Genomic DNA, 21,473 nt, shown 5'->3' with positions numbered 1-21,473 from the left:
GCTGGCACGGGCTGCCGCAATGCGGATGCCGCAGCCGCGGTCGATCATCTGTCCCGCCAGCCGGCGCATCACGATAGGGTGCGCCGGCTCAGTCTGAAAATCGCACTCTCGCTGAACTTTTATTGCCGGCCGGACGGTACCAGGCACTACTTATGACTGGTACGGATTTCGCGGGTGGTAACGGTGGTTTATCGTCGCGTTCGTGGCGGTTTCCGGCCTTAATCTCCGACCGGTAACGGCAATCGGCGCTCTCACTGGCCAACGCTGCGATTGCAGCAGAGTAATCGGCCCCAGCGAAGCCCGATTATCCGCCCGACCCATTCCGCCGCCCGCGTTAATGCTTAATCACATCCTGTAATGCTTGCTGCAGATCATACCAGCGGAAGGTAAATCCTGAGGCTTCCAGCCGTTTAGGCAACACATGCTGCCCACCCAGTACCAGCACCGCTGATTCACCCATCATCAGCTTAATCGCGCTGGCGGGGGTGCGCATAAAGGCCGGACGGTGCATTACCCGGCCCAGGGTCGCGGCAAACTGCTCATTGCGTACCGCATAAGGAGCAACCATGTTGAACGGACCGCGCAGATCGTCATGATCCAGCAGCCAGAGTATGGCGTTGAGCATATCGTCGAGATGGATCCACGGCATATATTGCTTACCGCTGCCGATCGGGCCGCCAATACCCAGTTTGAACGGCAGCTTCATTTTGCTGAGCGCGCCGCCTTCTGCTGCCAGCACCACGCCGGTACGTAACAGACAGACGCGGGTACGATCGCTTTCGGCACTGAGCGCCAGTTGCTCCCAGCGGGCGCACAGCTGGTGAGTGAATTCGTCGTGGCCGGGATCCTCTTCGGTCAGCACCAGATCGCCGGTATCGCCATATAACCCGGTCGCGGAGCCGGAAATCAGCACTGAGGGTGGAGTGGTGCTGGCATTGATCAGTGAGGCGATCTGTTCAGTGATCTGCCAGCGGCTTTCACACAACTGCTGTTTATGCGGTTCGGTCCAGCGTTTGTCGGCAATCGGTTCACCCGCCAGGTTGATTACCGCATCAACATTATTGAGATCGTGCTGTTGCGCCAGACCTGACCAGAGCGCCACGTCGTCGCCCAGCTTTTCACGCGCGCTGACCACATCACGCGTCACCACGCTAATCTGGTGTCCGAGTTGCTGCAGGCGCGGAATCAGATGGCGACCAATTAATCCTGTTCCGCCGGTAATAAGAATGTGCATGTTGCGGCTCCCTTGACGTTTTTGTTATTTGTTCTCTTCAGCATAGAAGAGTGAGGCCAGTGTGAGGTGAGTCGCGTCGCGCTTTCTTGCAATCGGTCGAAACATCGGACCAGCTCAGCGTTGCCTTCAGAAATAAAAATCGGTAAACATGATGCAATCCTGACAGCCAATTGAGGTAACCGATGAATTATCCGTCCATCACCCTGTGGTCAGATTCATCATTTTTCAGTCCTTACGCCATGTCGGCTTATGTTGCTCTCACCGAAAAAGGCATCCCTTTTACCCTGAAACGTGTCGATTTGTCGCAAAACCAGCAGTTCGCTGCGGCCTATCGTGAGCTGTCGTTAACCTGCCGGGTGCCTACGCTGCAAATCGATGATTTTCTGCTGAGCGAGTCTTCGGCCATCAGCGAATATCTGGAAGAGCGGTTTCCGGCACCCGAGTTTGAGCGCCTCTATCCCCGCGACCGTGAGAAGCGCGCCAGGGCAAGAGAGATTCAGGCCTGGCTGCGCAGCGACTTTCTGTGGATCCGTCAGGAACGGCCGACGGAAGTGCTGTTCGCCGGCGAGCGATTTTCACCGCTGACCGCCTCGGCGCAGCAGGCAGTGGATAAGCTGGTTACGGCGGTTGAACGGCTGTTACCCGATGGGCAGCAGAATCTGTTTGGTGAATGGTCCATCGCCGATACCGATCTGGCGGTGATGCTTAACCGGCTGGTACTGCACGGCGATCCGTTACCCGCGCGCTTACAACACTATGCTGAGTTTCAGTGGCAGCGTGCCTCAGTACAACTGTGGTTAGCTGAAAGCGGCAAAAATCGATAACTTTCGAGGCTTGCTCAAGCTAACGGAAGTGATTACCTTACGCCACACTATGATAATAACGTGGTAAACAGCGCGTGCATCCGGGCACGCCAAACAGGAAAGGGTTACGGATGGTGGATCACATTGCGGGTGAGGGTGTCGAGTGGGTCGACATCGTCAACGAAGAGAACGAAGTGGTTGCTCAGGCGACACGTGCACAGATGCGTGCTGAATGTCTGCGTCACCGTGCCACCTATATCGTGGTTCATGACGGTATGGGGAAAATTCTGGTACAGCGTCGCACCGAGACCAAAGATTTTATGCCGGGCAAGCTGGACGCAACGGCAGGCGGCGTGGTGCAGAGCGGCGAAGATATGCTGGAATCGGCACGACGTGAAGCGGAAGAGGAACTGGGGATTGCCGACGTTCCGTTTGCCGAACACGGTAAATTCTACTTCGAAGATGAGCATTGCCGCGTCTGGGGTGGACTGTTCAGCTGCGTATCGCACGGTCCTTTCGCAATGCAGGAAACGGAAGTGGATGAGATTATCTGGATGACGCCTGATGAAATCACCGCGCGTTGCGACGAATTTACCGACGATTCGCTTAAGGCATTGTCGCTGTGGATGAGCCGTAACGGCGAGAACCGGGCCTGATATCAACCGGCGACGGTGGCGTATCGCAGACAAAAAAAGGGCATGCGCAGTGGCATGCCCGGTATGACACAGTGAGGCTTAGCCTTCAGCCTGCTGTGACTGGATGGCGGTTAAGGCGATGGTGTAGACAATGTCATCCACCAGTGCGCCGCGTGACAGGTCGTTGACCGGTTTACGCATGCCCTGCAGCATCGGACCAATTGAGATCAGGTCGGCAGAACGTTGTACCGCTTTATAAGTGGTGTTACCGGTGTTGAGATCCGGGAAGATAAACACCGTGGCGCGACCGGCCACCTGTGAGTTTGGCGCTTTGGATTTCGCCACGTCTTCCATGATCGCTGCGTCATACTGCAGCGGACCATCAATCACCAGATCCGGACGTTTCTCCTGCGCAATACGGGTCGCTTCACGGACTTTTTCGACGTCGCTGCCAGCACCTGAGGTGCCGGTGGAGTAGGAGATCATCGCCACGCGAGGGTCGATACCAAAGGCCTTAGCCGAATCTGCAGACTGAATGGCGATTTCGGCCAGCTGCTCGGCGCTCGGGTCCGGGTTAATCGCACAGTCACCGTAAACCAGCACCTGCTCAGGCAGCAGCATAAAGAACACTGACGACACCAGCGAACTGTTCGGTGCGGTTTTGATCAGCTGCAACGGTGGACGAATGGTGTTAGCGGTGGTGTGTACGGCACCCGATACCAGACCGTCGACTTCGCCACGCTCCAGCATCATGGTGCCCAGCACCACGTTGTCTTCCAGTTGCTCCTGCGCCACCACTTCGGTCATGCCCTTGCTCTTACGCAGCTCAACCAGACGCGGCACGTAGTTTTCACGCACCTGAGCCGGATCGACAATCTCGACGCCTTTGCCCAGTTCGACGCCCTGAGCGGCGGCGACGCGCTGAATTTCATCCGGGTTACCTAACAGCACGCAGGTCGCGATGCCGCGTTCGGCACAGATGGCCGCGGCTTTCACAGTACGCGGCTCATCACCCTCTGGCAGCACCACACGTTTGCCGGCTTTGCGCGCCAGCTCGGTCAGCTGATAACGGAAGGCCGGTGGAGAGAGGCGACGACTGCGTTCAGAGGTGGCGGTCAGTGACTCAATCCAGTCAGCGTTGATGTAGCTGGCGACGTACTCCTGCACTTTTTCGATGCGCTGGGTGTCATCAGCCGGAACTTCAAGGTTAAAGCTCTGCAGGCTGAGCGAGGTCTGCCAGGTATTGGTTTTTACCATAAACACCGGCAGGCCGGTCTGGAACGCACGCTCACACAGTCTGGCAATGCGCTCGTCAATCTCATAGTTACCGGTCAGCAGGATGGCACCAATCTCAATGCCGTTCATGGCGGCCAGACAGGCGGCAACCAGCACATCCGGACGGTCAGCCGAAGTCACCAGCAGCGATCCTGGACGGAAATGCTCCAGCATATGCGGAATGCTACGGGCGCAGAAGGTGACAGATTTCACCCGGCGGGTCTGAATCTCACCTTCGTTGATGATGCGTGCATTAAGGTGACGGCACATATCGATGGCGCGGGTAGCGATCAGATCAAAGCTCCACGGCACGCAGCCCAATACCGGCAGCGGGCTATCGGAGAACAGCTGTTTCGGATCGATGTTCGCGATGCTGGCTTTTGACGAGTCATCAAAAATTTCTGACAGGTCAGGGCGGGTACGCCCCTGTTCATCCACCGGCGCGTTAAGTTTGTTGATGATCACGCCAGTGATGTTTTTATTTTTCTGTCCGCCGAAGCTGCTTTGCGTCAGCTCAATGCGTTCTTTCAGCTGTGCCGGAGAGTCATTACCCAGCGCCATTACGAAGACGATTTCCGCGTTCAGCGTTTTGGCGATTTCGTAGTTCAGCGCGTTGGCGAACTGATGCTTACGGGTCGGCACCAGACCTTCAACCAGCACCACTTCGGCATCCTGGGTGTTGGCATGATAACGGGAGATGATCTCTTCCATCAGCACGTCCTGCTGGTTAGAGCCCAGCAGAGATTCAACGCGTGCCATCTGCAGCGGTTCAGCAGCAGGAATCGACGAGTTTTTACGGATAATGGTGGTGGTCTGATCCGGTGTATCACCGCCAGAGCGCGGCTGAGCAATCGGCTTGAAGACGCTAAGCCGCACGCCTTTACGTTCCATGGCGCGAATAACGCCAAGGCTGACGCTGGTCAGGCCGACGCTGGTGCCGGTCGGAATGAGCATAATTGTACGTGACACGATTGAACCTCTCAGGAATTGCAGGGTGTCAAAAACAACTCCGTCAGCCTGAGCTGACGGAGAGAAGCGATTACGCGGTCAGACGCGCGGCGTCCTGGGCGATGACCAACTCTTCGTTGGTTGGGATAACCAGCGCCGGGCGGGTGCCCTCTTTATTGATGTAGCCGGACTGACCGAAGCGGGCTGCCAGGTTACGATCGTGATCCACATCGAATCCGAGCAGCGCCAGTTTTTTCAGCGTCAGTTCGCGCACCATCGCGGCGTTTTCACCGATACCGCCGGTGAAGATAACGGCGTCAAGGCGACCTTCCATCAGCGCGGTGTAGCTGCCGATGTATTTGGCCAGGCGATGGCAGAACACATTCATCGCGCGCTTCGCATCTTCTTTAGTGGTGTAGTTTTCTTCAACATAACGGCAGTCGCTGGTCACTTCAGTCAGCCCTAACAGTCCAGACTCTTTGGTCAGCAACTTGTTGATTGCATCAACGCTCATGCCGAGGGTGTCGTGCAGGAAGAAGATGATCGCCGGATCGATATCACCACTGCGGGTGCCCATCACCAGGCCTTCCAGCGGCGTCAGGCCCATTGAGGTATCAACGCATTCGCCGTTGCGGATCGCGGAAACCGAACCGCCGTTGCCGAGGTGACAGGTAATGATGTTGAGCGATGCCAGCGGCTTGTTGAGCATTTTGGCCGCTTCATGCGTCACGTAATAGTGACTGGTGCCGTGCGCGCCATAGCGACGAACGCCGTGCTCTTTATACAATTTGTACGGCAGCGCATAAAGGTAGGACTCTTCCGGCATTGTCTGATGGAAAGCGGTGTCAAATACCGCGACATTCTTATCTGACAGATGCGGGAAGTTTTTCATCGCCTCATCGATACCGATCAGGTGCGCTGGATTATGCAGCGGGGCAAAGGAAGAGGCGTCTTTAATGCCCTGGATCACTTCTTCAGTAATCACCACTGATTGGGTCAGTTTCTCGCCGCCGTGAACGATGCGATGGCCGATTGCAGCAATTTGTGCCGAAAGCGCTGGTTTTTGTGCCAGAATGGTTTTAACAATGAAATTCAGTGCTTCGCTATGCGCTGCGCCGGCACCGAGAGGGGCTTCCTGTTTTTGACCGTCCAGCTTCCATTTGATACGCGCTTCAGGAAGATGAAAGCATTCCGCCAGGCCAGACAAAAATTCGTCACCGCTGGCAGGATTGAGGATGGCAAACTTAAGGGAAGAGCTGCCACAGTTCAGGACCAGAACTAACTTACTCGACATGGAAGTACCTATTTTTAGAGAGTGGCTAAAAAAAACGCAATCAGACTATCAGCGTAGCCCATGAAAGCTGGTAGATTAATGATAAACATCATGCGGTAGTCAGAATTCTGCTTTTCCGCAAAAAATTTTGGTAATTTTACGCAAAAATTTGAAATTTATTTGTCGAAACCTGACCTCTCCTCTTCCCAAAGGCGCTGGTCGCTGCCAGAAAGGTGTCGAAACGGCGTCAGAATAGCTGGAGTCACCTTTAAAGACAAAAAAAATTGAAGGATGTCACGTAAAGTTGTGTAGTTATAACTATTTTTTAATCTTTGCAGTATTAGTTGAGGTGAGCCATGGCGAATGAATCGGGCAGTACCAGTTGGTTCCGGATGTTTCAGCGCGGACAGCACTATATGAAGACCTGGCCGGCTGACAAGCGCCTGGCACCGGTGTTCCCTGAAAACCGTGTCTCATCAGCGACGCGCTTTGCCATTCGCTTTATGCCACCTTTAGCGATTTTCACGCTAACCTGGCAGATTGCCATGGGCGGTCAGCTTGGCCCGGCAGTTGCGACTGCGCTGTTTGCCTGCAGCTTGCCGATGCAGGGCTTGTGGTGGCTGGGAAAACGTTCTATTACGCCGCTTCCGCCCACCTTGCTTAACTGGTTCCACGAAGTCCGCGCAAAGCTGGAAGAAGCGGGTCAGGCGATCGCCCCGGTTGAGGGCAAACCAACCTATCAGGCGCTGGCTGACGTGCTGAAACGCGCCTTCAAACAGCTGGACCGCACCTTCCTCGACGACCTCTGAGTTATACCGGGTTTTTGACTAAAATACCGGTTAACCTGCAGCCAGATCAAAGAAAGGCGATACGGAGATTTCCGTATCGCTAACGCTGTGTGATCATTTCCGCATTGTCTGTTACCTGAGCGGCTCTGGCCGGGAGTGAATGATGGAAATGACCCATGCACAGCGTTTGATCCTTACCAACCAGTACAAAATCATGGCGATGCTTGAGCCAGAAAATGCCGAGCGCTTCCGCCGCTATCAAACCATTATCGAACGCGGCTACGCGCTGCAGATGCGCGAGCTGGACAAAGAGTTCGGCGAACTCAGCGAAGAGACCTGCCGGACCATCATCGACATTATGGAGATGCACCATGCGCTGCACGTCTCCTGGTCGAACCTCAAAGATAGCGGCACGCTCGAGGAGCGGCGTCTGGCGTTCCTCGGTTTTGATGCCGCAACCGAAGCGCGCTATCTGGGCTACGTGCGCTTTATGGTGAACAGCGAAGGGCGCTATACCCATTTTGATTCCGGCACGCACGGCTTTAATGCCCAGACGCCGATGTGGGAAAAGTATCAACGCATGCTGGCTTTATGGCAGACTTGTCCGCGACAGTACCATTTAAGCGCCAATGAAATTGCGCAAGTGATTAATGCCTGATGAGGAGTGACGCGTGACCTACAGTGGTTTTCTATTTGATTTAGACGGCACCTTAGTGGATTCATTGCCTGCAGTTGAACGTGCCTGGAGCCAGTGGGGCGCCCGCCACGGCATTGCAGCGGAAGAGATCCTGGCGTTTATTCATGGCAAACAGGCGATCACCTCACTGCGTCACTTTATGGCTGGTCAGCCGGAAGCGGCTATTCAGGCAGAGTTTATTGCGCTGGAACAAGCAGAGGCAGCCGATACGGATGGCGTTCAGGCCCTGCCTGGCGCCCACGCGTTGTTGAACACGCTGAACGAACTGCAGATCCCGTGGGCGATTGTCACTTCAGGTTCGGTACCGGTGGCGCATGCGCGGCATAAAGCCGCTGGCTTACCGCAGCCGGCGGTGTTTATCACCGCGGAGCAGGTGGCAAAGGGCAAACCGGAACCGGACCCTTATCTGCTGGGCGCTGAAAAGCTTGACTTAGCGGCAACGTCATGCGTCGTGGTTGAGGATGCGCCCGCCGGGATTTTATCCGGTCTGAATGCCGGCTGTGCGGTGATTGCAGTCAATGCACCGGCTGAAACGCCGCGACTGAATGACGTCACGCTGCAGCTGTCGTCGCTCGAGTCGTTAATCGTCAACCGACAGAGCAGCGGCCAGTTCAGCATTGGGCGCAAGGCGTAATAGCCTCACTGCGCCGCCAGATTCAGAGCGGCGTATCCTGTGAAATCTCATCCAGTGACAGGCTGAAACTGGGAATAAATACCTCAACGAAGTAATCCATTTCCGGTGAGCGACGTTGCGCCAGCGTCGTTTCCAGCCGCGCCTTCGCCAGCAAAAATTCATTATTGCCGGCGGAGAGTTCTTCCAGACACTTCACATAAGCACAGAGCGCATCGGCCTGCTTTACTACCGCCTGTTCTTCTTCACTGTGCAGATGCTCATCAATCAACGGGCGATAGATCGCCTGAAACTCCTCAGGCAGCATCTCGATCAGCTTCTGCTGGGCAATTTTTTCAATCTTTTTATATTCATGGGCAATCTGCGCATTGTAATACTTCACCGGCGTCGGCAGATCGCCGGTCAGCACTTCGCTGGCATCATGATAGAGCGCCAGCATAGCGATGCGATCGGCGTTAAGCGTACCGTTGAATTTCAGATTTTTAATCACCGCCAGGGCGTGCGCCACCATCGCCACCTGCAGACTGTGCTCAGAGACGTTTTCGGTACGCACATTGCGCATCAGCGGCCAGCGATTGATCAGCTTAAGGCGGGAGAGGTGGGCAAAAAAGTGGCTTTGAGTCATGAGCGTTCCTGTGAGCCGACAGGGGAGAGACCGGCTCTCCCCAAATAGCGTCAGTATACGCGGCTGAGATTATTGACGGTAGCCTTGCAGGAAACGGCCAAATTTATTGATCGCCATTTCCAGGTCATCGACGCGCGGCAGGGTAACGATGCGCAGGTGATCCGGCCACGGCCAGTTAAAGGCGCTGCCCTGCACCAGCAGAACTTTTTCCTGCAGCAGGAAATCCAGCACCATCTTCTGATCGTCAAAGATGTTGAATTTTTTCGCATCGATGCGCGGGAACATATACAGCGCACCCTGGGGTTTGACGCAGCTGACGCCGGGAATGTCGTTAATCAGTTCCCATGCGCGCTGGCGCTGCTCATACAGACGACCACCAGGCACGATAAATTCACTGATACTCTGGTAACCCCCCAGCGCAGTCTGAATCGCATGCTGAGCCGGTACGTTGGCGCACAGACGCATTGAGGCGAGCATCTCCAGCCCCTCAATGTAGCCTTTAGCATGTTTTTTCGGGCCGTTCAGCACCATCCAGCCCTGACGGAAGCCCGCAACGCGATAGGTTTTCGACAGGCCGTTGAAGGTGACGGTCAGCAGATCGGGTGCCAGAGCGGCGATACAGTGATGCTGGGCTTCGTCGTAAAGAATTTTGTCGTAAATCTCATCGGCGAAAATGATCAGGTTATGCTGACGGGCAATGTCGACAATCTCTAACAGCAGCTCTTTGCTGTAAACCGCACCGGTGGGGTTATTCGGGTTGATGATGACGATGCCGCGAGTGCGCGGGGTGATCTTACTGCGGATATCGTCCAGGTCGGGAAACCAGTCAGCCGATTCGTCACACAGATAGTGCACCGCTTTACCGCTCGACAGCGACACGGCCGCGGTCCATAACGGATAGTCGGGTGCCGGCACCAGCATTTCATCGCCACTGTTCAGCAGGGCCTGCATCGCCTGCACGATTAACTCAGAGACGCCATTACCAATATAGATATCTTCTACGGTGACATCGCGCATGTCACGCGCCTGGTAATGCTGCATGATCGCTTTGCGGGCGGAATAGAGGCCTTTGGAGTCGCAATAACCCTGCGCGCTCGGCAGGTTACGGATCACATCCACCAGAATTTCATCAGGGGCTTCGAAGCCAAACGGCGCTGGATTGCCGATGTTCAGTTTAAGAACCTTGTTGCCTTCTTCTTCGAGGCGCTTAGCCTCTTTCAATACCGGGCCACGGATGTCGTAGCAAACGTTATCCAGCTTACCGGATTTATCAATCTGAAAAGTCATTGTTATCGCCTTAATGGGCAGAATCCTTTTGGCTGCCGCAGAAATCAAACCAGCACAATGTACTCTCCTCACGGACACAAAAGAAGGGTGCCGCTCGGTTTTGGCGCGTTCAGCAACTTTTCCGGTCGCGTGTAGTGCAAAAGATATTTGTTAACGTAATAATTAGTTAAACTATCCACATTAGAATGATTAAACGATATTTTGAGCTAATAATGGGAGGCGGAATCCGCTGTCCTTTCGCACATTATGAAACATTTTTGGAACTTATGGCGGCGGAACCTTTCCTCGCTTTTGAAATACACACTGTGGGAAATAGTTAAACGATATTTTATTGATGGTTAAATAATGACCGTTCAGGGCAGGGCGATTTCACTTACGGCTTAAGACTGTTAAAGATTGGTGCGGCCATCACCCTGTGATTCCCGGAGAAGTGCCACATGATCAGGGCCGGATGGCAGCAGATAAGCGCAATTCAGCGTATCGTCTGTTGCTTCTCTGCTGAAATTTTCTTCACCGGCGGGATGAAAAGAAAGCGATACGCTGCCAGGATGTGCTGGAAACGCCTTTAGCACAAAATTTACAGCGGTTTTCACAAAATCATTTCCATTTTGAAGTCAAAAATGATTAAGTATAATTTATTATTTAGTGTGTATGGCCGCTCCGCTTAATGCGTCGCCCCATCACGCATTCTGTCCCGCCTGGCCTTTTTGGGTGGGAATAAGACAACTACGCAGCTTCCTGCATACGCGCACCCCGCGCCTTCGGTTCAGAAGTTGTATCTGTCTTCCGACCCTGTGGATCTTTAGCTTTCTAGGGGTCATCAGCGGTCTGTAAACGTTCGTGAAATTTTTTGTGTCAGTCTCAACACAGGACTGTCATTGAGCACCATTACTGTTTATCACTTTGATAAGCTTAGTAATAACACCAGGGTAGTAGTTCGTAAAAACCTAATAAGTGAAGAAAAAACATGACTAATGCAAATCGTCCGATACTGAATCTCGACCTCGATCTGCTGAGAACCTTCGTTGCCGTTGCTGACCTGAATACTTTTGCTGCGGCGGCTGCAGCGGTCTGCAGAACCCAGTCAGCAGTCAGCCAGCAGATGCAACGTCTGGAGCAATTGGTAGGTAAAGAGCTGTTTGCCAGACATGGACGTAATAAGCTGTTAACAGAGCACGGGATCCAGCTGTTAGGTTACGCCAGAAAAATCCTTCGTTTTAACGACGAAGCCTGCACCTCTCTGATGTACAGCAATATTCAGGGTGTGCTGACTATTGGCGCTTCCGATGACACCTCTGACACCATTCTGCCGTTCCTGCTAAACCGCGTAACCTCGGTTTATCCGAAACTGGCGATTGATGTACGGGTAAAACGTAACCCTTTCATGATGGAAATGCTCAATCAGGGCGAAGTGGACCTTGTGGTCACCACCTCCAGCCCGGGCAATTTCACCTATCAGGTGCTGCGCACCTCGCCAACCTTGTGGTATTGCGCGGCGGATTACATCTTCCAGCGTGGTGAAGCCATTCCATTGGTATTGCTGGATGAGCCAAGCCCTTATCGCGATATGGCGATCGATCACCTCAACGAAGCGGGCATCCCATGGCGTATTTCGTATGTCGCGTCGACGCTGGCTGCGGTACGTGCTGCGGTTAAAGCAGGATTGGGTGTGACGGCACGCCCGGTAGAGATGATGAGTCCGGAACTGCGGGTAATGGGTGCAGCGGAAGGGCTGCCGGTTCTGCCAGATACGCAGTATCTGCTGTGTCGTAATCCTGACAGCGATAATGAACTGGCGCTGGCGATCTTTAATGCCATGCAGTCCACCAACGATCCGTACAACCTGAGCGCTAATCCTGACGGTACTCTGTTACTGGATGACGAAGAATAATTTTGCTGCCTCCATGCTGCGCAAATAATGCGCAGAATGCGCGCATCAAAACCCCGATAAAAAAGCCTTTCATTCTGTAAGCAGAGCGAGAGGCTTTTTTTTGCCTGCCGCTACCTTCCTGACCCTCTGAATTTCCCCCTGAATCATCTTTTTCAATAGTCACGGGTTGCAATTAATTTCATCTTTGCGCTATCTGAAATTTACCCACCAAAAAAACGGACGTTATGTTTCGGCTAGTGCTAAAAAACGGAGAAATTTAACGCAAAAAGGGCAGAAGTGTGTTCTGGATCAAGAAAATACCCCTGCTAAGGGGAAGGAAAACACAGTGATACCTGTCAAAATATGTTTGTTAAATGCACGATCCATGCATGTAAATACCCGCTACACTAAAATTAACCCCACAGACTGAAGCGATTTAGCTGGAAAGCGGGGCATCATTTGTTAATAATATGATGCAGGTGTGAAATAATGTTTGGATACTTTTGTCAAAGTTGACAAAAGGTTATAGAAAGGAGTAAAAAACCCCATAAAATTGCTGTTTATTTAAGAATAACAGCGACGTTTAAAAGGTTTTTATCCTTCCCTTGAATCGATGTGGTCAGTTTGCTGCGGGAAACGCGTGCAGGATGCCAGCGCCACTTTTGATGAGTAAGCAATGAGTATGTCAACTACCACCGAAATCATCGCTCAGCATTGGGCGTTTATCGTATTTATCGTCATCGCATTTGGCCTGTGTGCTTTCATGTTGACCGGAGGATGGCTGCTTGGCGGCAGAGCACGCGCGCGTCATAAAGACACGCCGTTCGAATCGGGCATCGAGTCAGTGGGCGATACCCACATCCGCCTGTCGGCAAAATTTTATCTGGTTGCGATGTTTTTCGTCATCTTCGACGTCGAAGCCCTCTTTTTATACGCATGGGCGACCTCAATCCGCGAAAGCGGCTGGGTCGGCTTTGTGGAAGCCGCAATTTTCATTTTGGTGCTCCTGGCGGGCTTAGTCTATCTGGTACGCATCGGCGCACTCGATTGGGCTCCTGCACGTCGTCGCGTCGTGGTTAAAACCACCACGATCAGTCACACCAATCCTCACAAGCAGTAAAAGAGAGGCAATAAGATGGACTATACGCTCACCCGCATAGACCCGAACGGTGGTGAGAACGACCGTTATCCTCTGCAAAAGCAGGAAATCGTCAGCGATCCGCTGGAGCAGCACGTTCATCGCAGCGTTTACATGGGCAAACTCGAAAATGCCCTGCACGACATGGTGAACTGGGGACGTAAAAACTCCCTGTGGCCTTACAACTTCGGCCTCTCCTGTTGTTATGTAGAGATGACGACCTCGTTTACCGCAGTGCATGACGTGGCACGTTTCGGTGCCGAAGTTATGCGTGCCTCGCCTCGTCAGGCCGACTTTATGGTAATCGCCGGTACGCCGTTTACCAAAATGGCCCCGGTGATTCAGCGTCTGTATGACCAGATGCTGGAGCCGAAATGGGTGATCTCAATGGGTGCCTGCGCTAACTCCGGCGGCATGTATGACATCTATTCCGTGGTGCAGGGCGTGGATAAATTCCTGCCGGTTGATGTGTACATTCCTGGCTGCCCGCCGCGTCCGGAAGCCTATATGCAGGCGCTGCTGCTGTTGCAGGAGTCGATCGGCAAAGAGCGCCGTCCGCTCTCCTGGGTGGTCGGCGATCAGGGGGTTTACCGCGCCAACATGCAATCCGAGCGTGAGAGAAAACGCGGTGAGCGCATTGCGGTCACTAACCTGCGTAGCCCGGACGAAGTGTAAGTTAACCGTATGGATGGCAAACCGCGCCTGCAGCAGAACATCACAATTTAATGCATGGCCCCATCCTGACGCCTTCATTTGAGTGCCTGAGACCAGGCCGGAATGGTGAGTAACGTATGACAGATTTGACCACGCAAGATCTCGCTCAGCCTTCATGGCAAACCCGTGATCACCTGGATGACCCGGTGATCGGCGAGTTGCGTAACCGTTTTGGGCCGGATGCCTTTACCGTTCAGGCGACCCGCACCGGTATTCCGGTAGTCTGGGTGAAGCGTGAACAGCTACTGGAAATCACCGAGTTCCTGCGTAAATTACCCAAGCCTTACGTCATGCTGTATGACCTGCATGGCATGGATGAGCGTTTACGTACCCACCGCGCAGGCTTACCTGCTGCGGATTTTTCCGTTTTCTATCATCTGCTGTCGATTGAACGTAATCGCGACATCATGCTCAAGGTAGCGTTATCTGAAAATGATATGCACCTGCCGACCCTCACCCGCCTTTTCCCGAATGCCAACTGGTATGAGCGTGAGACCTGGGAGATGTTTGGCGTGACCTTTGATGGTCACCCGCACCTGACCCGCATTATGATGCCGCCGACCTGGGAAGGTCACCCGCTGCGCAAGGACTACCCGGCGCGCGCCACCGAATTCGATCCGTTTACGCTGACCAAACAGAAAGAAGATCTGGAGATGGAGGCGCTGACTTTCAAGCCTGAAGACTGGGGCATGAAGCGCAGCACCGCCAATGAGGACTTCATGTTCCTCAACCTTGGTCCTAACCACCCGTCGGCGCACGGGGCCTTCCGTATCATTCTGCAGCTGGATGGCGAAGAGATCGTCGACTGCGTACCTGACATCGGTTATCACCATCGCGGTGCCGAAAAGATGGGTGAGCGTCAGTCGTGGCACAGCTACATTCCTTACACCGACCGCGTCGAATATCTTGGCGGTTGCGTCAATGAGATGCCTTATGTGCTGGCAGTAGAGAAACTGGCCGGTATCGTGGTACCGGATCGCGTTAACGTGATCCGCGTGATGCTGTCAGAACTGTTCCGTATCAATAGCCATCTGCTCTACATTTCGACCTTTATTCAGGACGTTGGCGCCATGACGCCGGTGTTCTTTGCCTTTACCGATCGCCAGAAAATTTATGACGTGGTTGAAGCCATTACCGGCTTCCGTATGCACCCGGCGTGGTTCCGCATTGGCGGCGTGGCGCACGACCTGCCGAAAGGCTGGGAACGTCTGCTGCGTGACTTCCTTGACTGGATGCCGAAGCGCCTGAAGGAATATGACAAAGCCGCCCTGCGTAACAGCGTGCTGGTAGGTCGTTCCAAAGGCGTTGCCGCGTACAACATGGAAGAAGCGCTGGCGTGGGGCACCACCGGTGCTGGTCTGCGCGCCACCGGTCTCGACTTTGACGTGCGTAAATGGCGTCCGTACTCCGGCTACGAAAACTTCGATTTCGAAATCCCAATCGGTTCCGGCATCAGTGATGCTTACAGCCGCGTCCAGCTGAAGATGGAAGAGATGTGGCAGTCGCTGCGTATTCTTGAGCAGTGCCTGAACAACATGCCGGAAGGGCCGTTCAAAGCCGATCACCCGCTGACCACACCGCCGCCGAAAGAGCGGACGTTGCAGCATATTGAAACGCTGATCACCCACTTCCTGCAGGTCTCGTGGGGCCCGGTAATGCCGGCCAACGAATCCTTCCAGATGATTGAAGCGACCAAAGGGATCAACAGTTACTACCTGACCAGCGACGGCAGCACCATGAGCTACCGCACCCGCGTGCGTACGCCCAGCTTCCCGCATCTGCAGCAGATTCCTTCAGTCATCCGCGGCAGCCTGGTATCCGACCTGATCGTATACCTCGGTAGTATCGATTTTGTTATGTCAGACGTGGACCGCTAATTATGCACGATCAACACATTGCCATTAAAACGATCGACCCCAACGAGGTCTTCGTGCTGAGCGCGGAAGAACATCACGCCATTGAGCACGAAAAACACCACTATGAAGATGCGCGTGCAGCCTCAATCGAAGCGCTGAAGATCGTGCAGAAAGCGCGCGGCTGGGTGCCGGATGGCGCGATTCACGCTATCGCTGAGGTGCTGGGCATTCCGGCCAGTGATGTGGAAGGTGTGGCGACATTCTATAGCCAGATCTTCCGTCAGCCGGTTGGCCGCCATGTCATCCGTTACTGCGACAGCGTGGTGTGTCACATCACCGGCTATCAGGGCATTCAGGCTGCGCTGGAACAGAATCTGAATATCAAACCGGGCCAGACCACGGCGGACGGACGCTTTACCCTGCTGCCGACCTGCTGTCTGGGCAACTGCGATAAAGGGCCAACGATGATGGTGGATGAAGACACCCACGTGCATCTGACGCCTGAAGGCATCGCCACTTTGCTGGAGCAGTATCAATGACATTGAAAACTATCATTCGTACTGCTGAAACCCATCCTCTTACCTGGCGGATGCGCGACGACAAGCAGCCGGTGTGGATTGATGAATACCGCAGTAAAAACGGTTATGCCGGCGCTGAAAAAGCGTTAAACAGCATGTCACCTGACGAAATCGTGGCGGCAGTAAAAGACTCTGGCCTGAAAGGGCGCGGCGGTGCGGGCTTCTCCACCGGCCTGAAGTGGAGCCTGATGCCGAAAGATGAGTCGATGAACATCCGTTACCTGCTGTGTAACGCCGATGAAATGGAGCCGGGCACCTATAAAGACCGCCTGCTGATGGAGCAGATGCCTCACCAGCTGGTGGAAGGGATGCTGATCAGTGCCTTTGCGCTGAAGGCTTACCGTGGCTACATCTTCCTGCGTGGCGAATACATTGAAGCTGCGGTGCATCTGCGCCGGGCGATTGCTGAAGCCACCGAAGCGGGCTATCTCGGTAAAAACATTCTCGGCACCGGTTTTGACTTCGAACTGATTGTGCACACCGGCGCGGGTCGTTATATCTGCGGCGAAGAGACAGCACTGATTAACTCGCTGGAAGGCCGTCGTGCTAACCCGCGTTCCAAACCGCCGTTCCCGGCGAGTGCGGGCGCATGGGGTAAACCGACCTGCGTTAACAATGTGGAAACGTTGTCAAACGTGCCGGCCATCCTGGCAAACGGCGTCGACTGGTACAAAGGCATCTCGAAAAGTGACGACGCCGGCACCAAGATGATGGGCTTTTCCGGTCGGGTGAAAAATCCTGGCGTCTGGGAACTGCCGTTCGGCATTACTGCACGTGAAATTCTGGAAGATTACGCCGGCGGGATGCGTGACGGACTGCGCTTCAAAGCCTGGCAGCCAGGCGGGGCAGGGACCGACTTCCTGACGGATGAGCACCTGGATCTGCCGATGGAGTTTGCCAGCATTGGTAAAGCCGGCAGCCGTCTGGGAACCGCGCTGGCGATGGCAGTCGATCATGAAATCAACATGGTTTCGCTGGTGCGTAATCTTGAAGAGTTCTTCGCCCGTGAATCGTGCGGCTGGTGTACGCCATGCCGTGACGGTCTGCCGTGGAGCGTAAAAATTCTGCGCGCGCTGGAGCAGAAGCAGGGTCAGCCAGGCGACATCGAAACCTTACAGCAACTCTGCCGTCAGCTCGGCCCGGGTAAAACCTTCTGCGCACACGCGCCGGGTGCGGTTGAGCCGCTGCAGAGTGCGATTAAATATTTCCGTGAAGAGTTTGAAGCCGGCATTGCGCCGCAGGTGTTCGGTAATACCCGCGCGATTGGCGGGATTCAGCCAAACCTGCTGAAAGCGCGCTGGTAATTCGCCGCAGCACACGGAATCAGGCCTGGTGCCGCCGCCCCGATAATCGCAGTGTGTCGGGGCAAGAATTTGATTAACGCTCGTTTCTGACGAGCCTTACGGAAGCATGTCACTATGGCTACAATCCATGTAGACGGTAAAGAGTATGATGTGAACGGAGCGGACAACCTGCTACAGGCGTGTCTCTCTCTGGGCCTTGATATTCCTTATTTTTGCTGGCATCCGGCGCTGGGAAGCGTTGGGGCCTGCCGCCAGTGCGCGGTAAAGCAATTCCAGAATGCCGAAGATACCCGCGGCCGTCTTGTCATGTCCTGCATGACGCCGGCTTCTGACGGCACATTTATCTCCATCGACGATGGCGAAGCGAAAGAGTTCCGCGAAAGCGTGGTGGAGTGGCTGATGACCAACCACCCGCACGACTGCCCGGTCTGTGAAGAAGGGGGTAACTGTCACCTGCAGGATATGACAGTGATGACCGGCCACAGCTTCCGCCGTTATCGCTTCACCAAACGTACCCACCGCAATCAGGATCTTGGCCCGTTCATTTCTCACGAGATGAACCGCTGTATCGCCTGCTATCGCTGTGTGCGTTACTACAAAGATTATGCCGACGGCAAAGATCTCGGGGTCTATGGCGCGCACGACAACGTCTATTTCGGTCGCCCGGAAGATGGCACGCTGGAGAGCGAATTCTCCGGTAACCTGGTTGAGATCTGCCCGACCGGCGTGTTCACCGATAAAACCCACTCTGAACGCTATAACCGTAAATGGGATATGCAGTTTGCTCCGAGCATCTGCCAGCAGTGCAGCGTTGGCTGTAACACCAGTCCGGGTGAGCGTTACGGGGAGCTGCGCCGCATTGAGAACCGCTACAACGGCACGGTAAACCACTACTTCCTGTGTGACCGTGGCCGTTTTGGTTACGGCTACGTTAACCGCAAAGATCGTCCCCGCCAGCCGATGCTGCTGCGCGGCAACGACTGGGTGACGCTGAACGCAGAACAGGCAGTTAATGCCGGCGCAGATCTGTTGCGTCAGGCGAAAAAAGTGATTGGTATCGGTTCGCCGCGCGCCAGTGTTGAAAGCAACTTTGCGCTGCGTGAGCTGGTTGGCGCCGAAAACTTCTCCACCGGGATGCCGGCTGGCGAACAGGCCCGGCTGGAACTGATGCTGAAAGTACTGCGTGAAGGCGGGATCTACACGCCATCGCTGCGCGAAATTGAAAGCTACGATGCGGTGCTGGTGCTGGGTGAAGATCTGACCCAGGTTGGCGCACGCGTGGCGCTGTCAGTGCGTCAGGCCGTTAAAGGCAAGGCGCGCGACATGGCTGCCGCCCAGAAAGTGGCAGACTGGCAGATTGCAGCGATTCTCAACATCGGTCAGAACGCCAAACATCCGCTGTTTATCACTAACGTCGATGAAACCCGTCTGGATGATATCGCTGCCTGGAGCTACCGTGCACCGGTTGAAGATCAGGCGCGCCTCGGTTTCGCCATCGCCAACGCGCTGGATGAAACTGCTCCGGCGGTGACCGATTTCGACAGCAAACTGAACGGCAAGATGGATGTTATCGTGCAGGCGCTGGCCGGCGCGAAAAAACCGTTAATCATTTCCGGTACCCATTCCGGCAGCAGCGCGATGATCGAAGCGGCTGCCAACGTGGCCAAAGCGCTGAAAGCGCGCGGTGCCGATGTCGGGATAACGCTGCTGGCGGGACATGCCAACAGTGTGGGTCTTGGCCTGATGGGCGGCAATACGCTGGAAAGCGCGCTGGAGCAACTGAGCAACGGTGAAGCCGATGCGCTGGTGGTGCTGGAAAACGATCTCTATCGCCATGCACCGAAAGCGCTGGTTGATGCGGCACTGGCACAGACCACCAACGTGATTGTGGTGGATCATCAGCGTACCGCTACGCTGGAGAAAGCCGGGCTGGTGTTATCGACCGCCAGCTTCGCCGAAAGTGACGGAACCTCGATTAACCATGAAGGCCGCGCACAGCGTTTCTTCCAGGTTTACGATCCTTCCTACTACGACAACAGCATTGTGATGCTTGAAAGCTGGCGCTGGCTGCATTCGCTGCACAGCACGCTGGAAAGTCGTCACGTCGACTGGACGCAGCTGGACCACGTGATCGATGCGGTGGTGAGTCATCTGCCACAGCTGGCCGGCATCAAGGATGCGGCGCCGGATGCCAGCTTCCGTATTCGCGGGCAGAAACTGTCGCGTTCACCGCACCGTTCCAGTGGCCGTACCGCCGCGCGCGCCAACATCAGCGTGCACGAACCGCGTCAGCCGCAGGATCAGGACACCATGTTCGCCTTCTCAATGGAAGGCAACAACCAGCCAGGCGCGCCACGTTCGCAGATTCCGTTTGCCTGGGCACCGGGCTGGAACTCACCGCAGGCGTGGAACAAATTCCAGGTTGAAGTGGGCGGTAAACTGCGTAATGGCGATCCGGGCGTACGCCTGTTTGAAGCCAGCGCCGCCCAGCTGCCGTGGTTCAGCAACGTCCCTGCGGCGTTTGTCAGCGAAACGCAGTGGCGCGTGGCACCTTACTATCAGCTGTTTGGCAGTGAAGAGATGTCACAGCGTTCGCCGGTATTCCAGCAGCGCATGGCGCAGCCGATGCTGGTGATTAACCCGGATGATGCGGCGAAACTGGGTGTTAACAACGGCGCAGCCGTTGAGTTTACCTGTGCCGGTGAAACCGTACGTCTGCCGGTCCGTTTCTCAGCGTCACTGCAGGCGGGACAGATTGGCCTGCCGCTGGGCATGCCGGGTGTACCGCCGTTCCTGGCGAACGGAAAAATCGACAAACTGCAGGAGACGGCGCAATGAGCTGGTTAACACCGGATGTTATCGACATTCTGCTGGCCATCGGTAAAGCCATCGTCATTCTGCTGGTGGTGGTGGCCTGTGGCGCGTTCATGAGCTTTGCCGAGCGTCGTCTGCTCGGCCTGTTCCAGAACCGTTACGGACCGAACCGGGTAGGCTGGGGCGGATCGCTGCAGCTGGTGGCGGATATGATCAAAATGTTCTTTAAAGAGGACTGGGTCCCGCCGTTTACCGACCGCTTCATTTTCACCCTGGCACCGGTTATCGCTTTCGTGTCGCTGCTGCTGGCGTTTGCGATTGTGCCGGTTTCGCCGACCTGGATGGTGACGGACCTGAATATCGGTCTGCTGTTCTTCCTGATGATGGCGGGCCTGGCGGTCTACGCCGTGCTGTTCGCTGGCTGGTCGAGTAACAACAAATACTCGCTGCTGGGTGCGATGCGTGCTTCGGCGCAGACGCTGAGCTACGAAGTGTTTCTCGGGCTGTCGCTGATGGGTGTGGTGGCGCAGGCGGGCTCGTTCAACATGAACGATATCGTCAACAGCCAGACGCACCTGTGGAACATCATTCCGCAGTTCTTCGGCTTCGTAACCTTCTGTATTGCTGGCGTTGCGGTGTGTCACCGTCATCCATTTGACCAGCCGGAAGCCGAGCAGGAACTGGCCGATGGTTACCACATTGAATATGCCGGTATGAAGTTCGGCCTGTTCTTTGTCGGCGAATATGTGGCGATTACCACCGTGTCGGCGCTGATCGTCACGCTGTTCTTTGGTGGCTGGCATGGCCCATTCCTGCCGCCGTTCATCTGGTTCGCCCTGAAAACGGCGTTCTTTATGATGATGTTCATCCTGATTCGTGCTGCGCTTCCGCGTCCACGCTATGACCAGGTGCTGTCGTTCGGCTGGAAAGTGTGTCTGCCGTTGACGCTGTTGAACCTGCTGGCGACCGCCGCAGTGATTCTCTACACAGCGCAGTAAGGGGT

19 protein-coding genes are annotated in these 21,473 nt (G+C 54.9%); 13 read left to right on the top strand and 6 right to left on the bottom strand.

Annotated elements, in window-relative coordinates; all coding sequences use genetic code 11:
* Positions 1 to 334: 334 nt before the first annotated feature.
* Positions 335 to 1,234, bottom strand: coding sequence for a TIGR01777 family oxidoreductase (locus FHW04_RS18540; protein WP_089561978.1), 900 nt, complete (start codon positions 1,232 to 1,234; stop codon positions 335 to 337).
* 182 nt (positions 1,235 to 1,416) lie between these two features.
* On the opposite strand from FHW04_RS18540, the gene yfcF reads away from it, so the two are divergent.
* A complete protein-coding gene (gene yfcF, locus FHW04_RS18535) occupies positions 1,417 to 2,058 on the top strand; it encodes a glutathione transferase (protein WP_069728992.1) in 642 nt (213 codons plus the stop codon).
* A 110-nt stretch (positions 2,059 to 2,168) separates the two neighbouring features.
* Positions 2,169 to 2,693: an NUDIX hydrolase YfcD gene (gene yfcD / locus FHW04_RS18530; protein WP_031376244.1), complete on the top strand. Its 525-nt coding sequence runs from the start codon at positions 2,169 to 2,171 to the stop codon at positions 2,691 to 2,693.
* Positions 2,694 to 2,771: 78 nt separating this feature from the next.
* Here the strand turns inward: yfcD and pta are convergent, their stop codons facing one another.
* Both pta and ackA read right to left on the bottom strand, forming a co-directional pair.
* Positions 2,772 to 4,916 carry a phosphate acetyltransferase gene (pta, locus tag FHW04_RS18525; RefSeq protein WP_072050970.1) on the bottom strand — a complete coding sequence of 715 codons (2,145 nt, stop codon included), beginning with the start codon at positions 4,914 to 4,916 and terminating at the stop codon, positions 2,772 to 2,774.
* A 70-nt stretch (positions 4,917 to 4,986) separates the two neighbouring features.
* Complete coding sequence (ackA, locus tag FHW04_RS18520) at positions 4,987 to 6,189, bottom strand: acetate kinase (RefSeq protein ID WP_031376242.1); 1,203 nt, start codon at positions 6,187 to 6,189, stop codon at positions 4,987 to 4,989.
* Positions 6,190 to 6,524: 335 nt separating this feature from the next.
* On the opposite strand from ackA, the gene yfbV reads away from it, so the two are divergent.
* The 3 genes from yfbV (at position 6,525) to FHW04_RS18505 (ending at position 8,287) form a co-directional block, all read left to right on the top strand.
* The gene (gene yfbV / locus FHW04_RS18515) at positions 6,525 to 6,977 is read left to right on the top strand and encodes a terminus macrodomain insulation protein YfbV (protein ID WP_031376241.1); all 453 of its coding nucleotides are present in this window, start codon (positions 6,525 to 6,527) and stop codon (positions 6,975 to 6,977) included.
* Between the two features lie 142 nt (positions 6,978 to 7,119).
* The gene (locus FHW04_RS18510; protein WP_031376240.1) at positions 7,120 to 7,614 is read left to right on the top strand and encodes a YfbU family protein; all 495 of its coding nucleotides are present in this window, start codon (positions 7,120 to 7,122) and stop codon (positions 7,612 to 7,614) included.
* 13 nt (positions 7,615 to 7,627) lie between these two features.
* Entirely contained in the window at positions 7,628 to 8,287 is a 660-nt protein-coding gene (locus FHW04_RS18505; protein ID WP_089561979.1) for a sugar phosphatase, read from the top strand.
* 22 nt (positions 8,288 to 8,309) lie between these two features.
* Here the strand turns inward: FHW04_RS18505 and yfbR are convergent, their stop codons facing one another.
* The 3 genes from yfbR to FHW04_RS18490 all read right to left on the bottom strand — a co-directional run bounded on the left by yfbR (position 8,310) and on the right by FHW04_RS18490 (position 10,789).
* Entirely contained in the window at positions 8,310 to 8,909 is a 600-nt protein-coding gene (gene yfbR, locus FHW04_RS18500) for a 5'-deoxynucleotidase (RefSeq protein ID WP_031376238.1), read from the bottom strand.
* A 69-nt stretch (positions 8,910 to 8,978) separates the two neighbouring features.
* Positions 8,979 to 10,196, bottom strand: a complete 1,218-nt coding sequence (locus tag FHW04_RS18495; RefSeq protein WP_046288189.1) for a pyridoxal phosphate-dependent aminotransferase — start codon at positions 10,194 to 10,196, stop codon at positions 8,979 to 8,981.
* Between the two features lie 389 nt (positions 10,197 to 10,585).
* On the bottom strand, positions 10,586 to 10,789 hold the full coding sequence (locus FHW04_RS18490; RefSeq protein WP_128088261.1) for a hypothetical protein: 204 nt from the start codon (positions 10,787 to 10,789) through the stop codon (positions 10,586 to 10,588).
* 374 nt (positions 10,790 to 11,163) lie between these two features.
* On the opposite strand from FHW04_RS18490, the gene lrhA reads away from it, so the two are divergent.
* The 8 genes from lrhA (at position 11,164) to nuoH (ending at position 21,468) form a co-directional block, all read left to right on the top strand.
* Entirely contained in the window at positions 11,164 to 12,087 is a 924-nt protein-coding gene (lrhA, locus tag FHW04_RS18485) for a transcriptional regulator LrhA (RefSeq protein WP_021509211.1), read from the top strand.
* 655 nt (positions 12,088 to 12,742) lie between these two features.
* Positions 12,743 to 13,186 (top strand): NADH-quinone oxidoreductase subunit A, encoded by a 444-nt coding sequence (locus FHW04_RS18480; RefSeq protein ID WP_031376237.1) that lies wholly within the window; start codon positions 12,743 to 12,745, stop codon positions 13,184 to 13,186.
* Between the two features lie 15 nt (positions 13,187 to 13,201).
* A complete protein-coding gene (locus tag FHW04_RS18475) occupies positions 13,202 to 13,879 on the top strand; it encodes a NuoB/complex I 20 kDa subunit family protein (protein WP_009089012.1) in 678 nt (225 codons plus the stop codon).
* A gap of 116 nt (positions 13,880 to 13,995) precedes the next feature.
* Complete coding sequence (gene nuoC, locus FHW04_RS18470; protein ID WP_031376236.1) at positions 13,996 to 15,795, top strand: NADH-quinone oxidoreductase subunit C/D; 1,800 nt, start codon at positions 13,996 to 13,998, stop codon at positions 15,793 to 15,795.
* A gap of 2 nt (positions 15,796 to 15,797) precedes the next feature.
* Positions 15,798 to 16,313 (top strand): NADH-quinone oxidoreductase subunit NuoE, encoded by a 516-nt coding sequence (gene nuoE / locus FHW04_RS18465; protein WP_046288191.1) that lies wholly within the window; start codon positions 15,798 to 15,800, stop codon positions 16,311 to 16,313.
* Between the two features lie 2 nt (positions 16,314 to 16,315).
* Positions 16,316 to 17,656 carry an NADH-quinone oxidoreductase subunit NuoF gene (gene nuoF / locus FHW04_RS18460; protein ID WP_031376234.1) on the top strand — a complete coding sequence of 447 codons (1,341 nt, stop codon included), beginning with the start codon at positions 16,316 to 16,318 and terminating at the stop codon, positions 17,654 to 17,656.
* 114 nt (positions 17,657 to 17,770) lie between these two features.
* Positions 17,771 to 20,494, top strand: coding sequence for an NADH-quinone oxidoreductase subunit NuoG (gene nuoG, locus FHW04_RS18455; protein ID WP_031376233.1), 2,724 nt, complete (start codon positions 17,771 to 17,773; stop codon positions 20,492 to 20,494).
* A complete protein-coding gene (gene nuoH / locus FHW04_RS18450; RefSeq protein ID WP_046288193.1) occupies positions 20,491 to 21,468 on the top strand; it encodes an NADH-quinone oxidoreductase subunit NuoH in 978 nt (325 codons plus the stop codon). Before nuoG ends, nuoH begins: the two co-directional genes overlap by 4 nt.
* Positions 21,469 to 21,473 lie beyond the last annotated feature (5 nt).

The sequence above is a fragment of the Pantoea sp. AN62 genome (assembly GCF_050432985.1).
Classification (GTDB): domain Bacteria; phylum Pseudomonadota; class Gammaproteobacteria; order Enterobacterales; family Enterobacteriaceae; genus Pantoea; species Pantoea brenneri.
The sequence above is the reverse complement of the archived record's forward strand: the minus strand, read 5'-3'. Positions and strand labels throughout refer to the sequence as shown.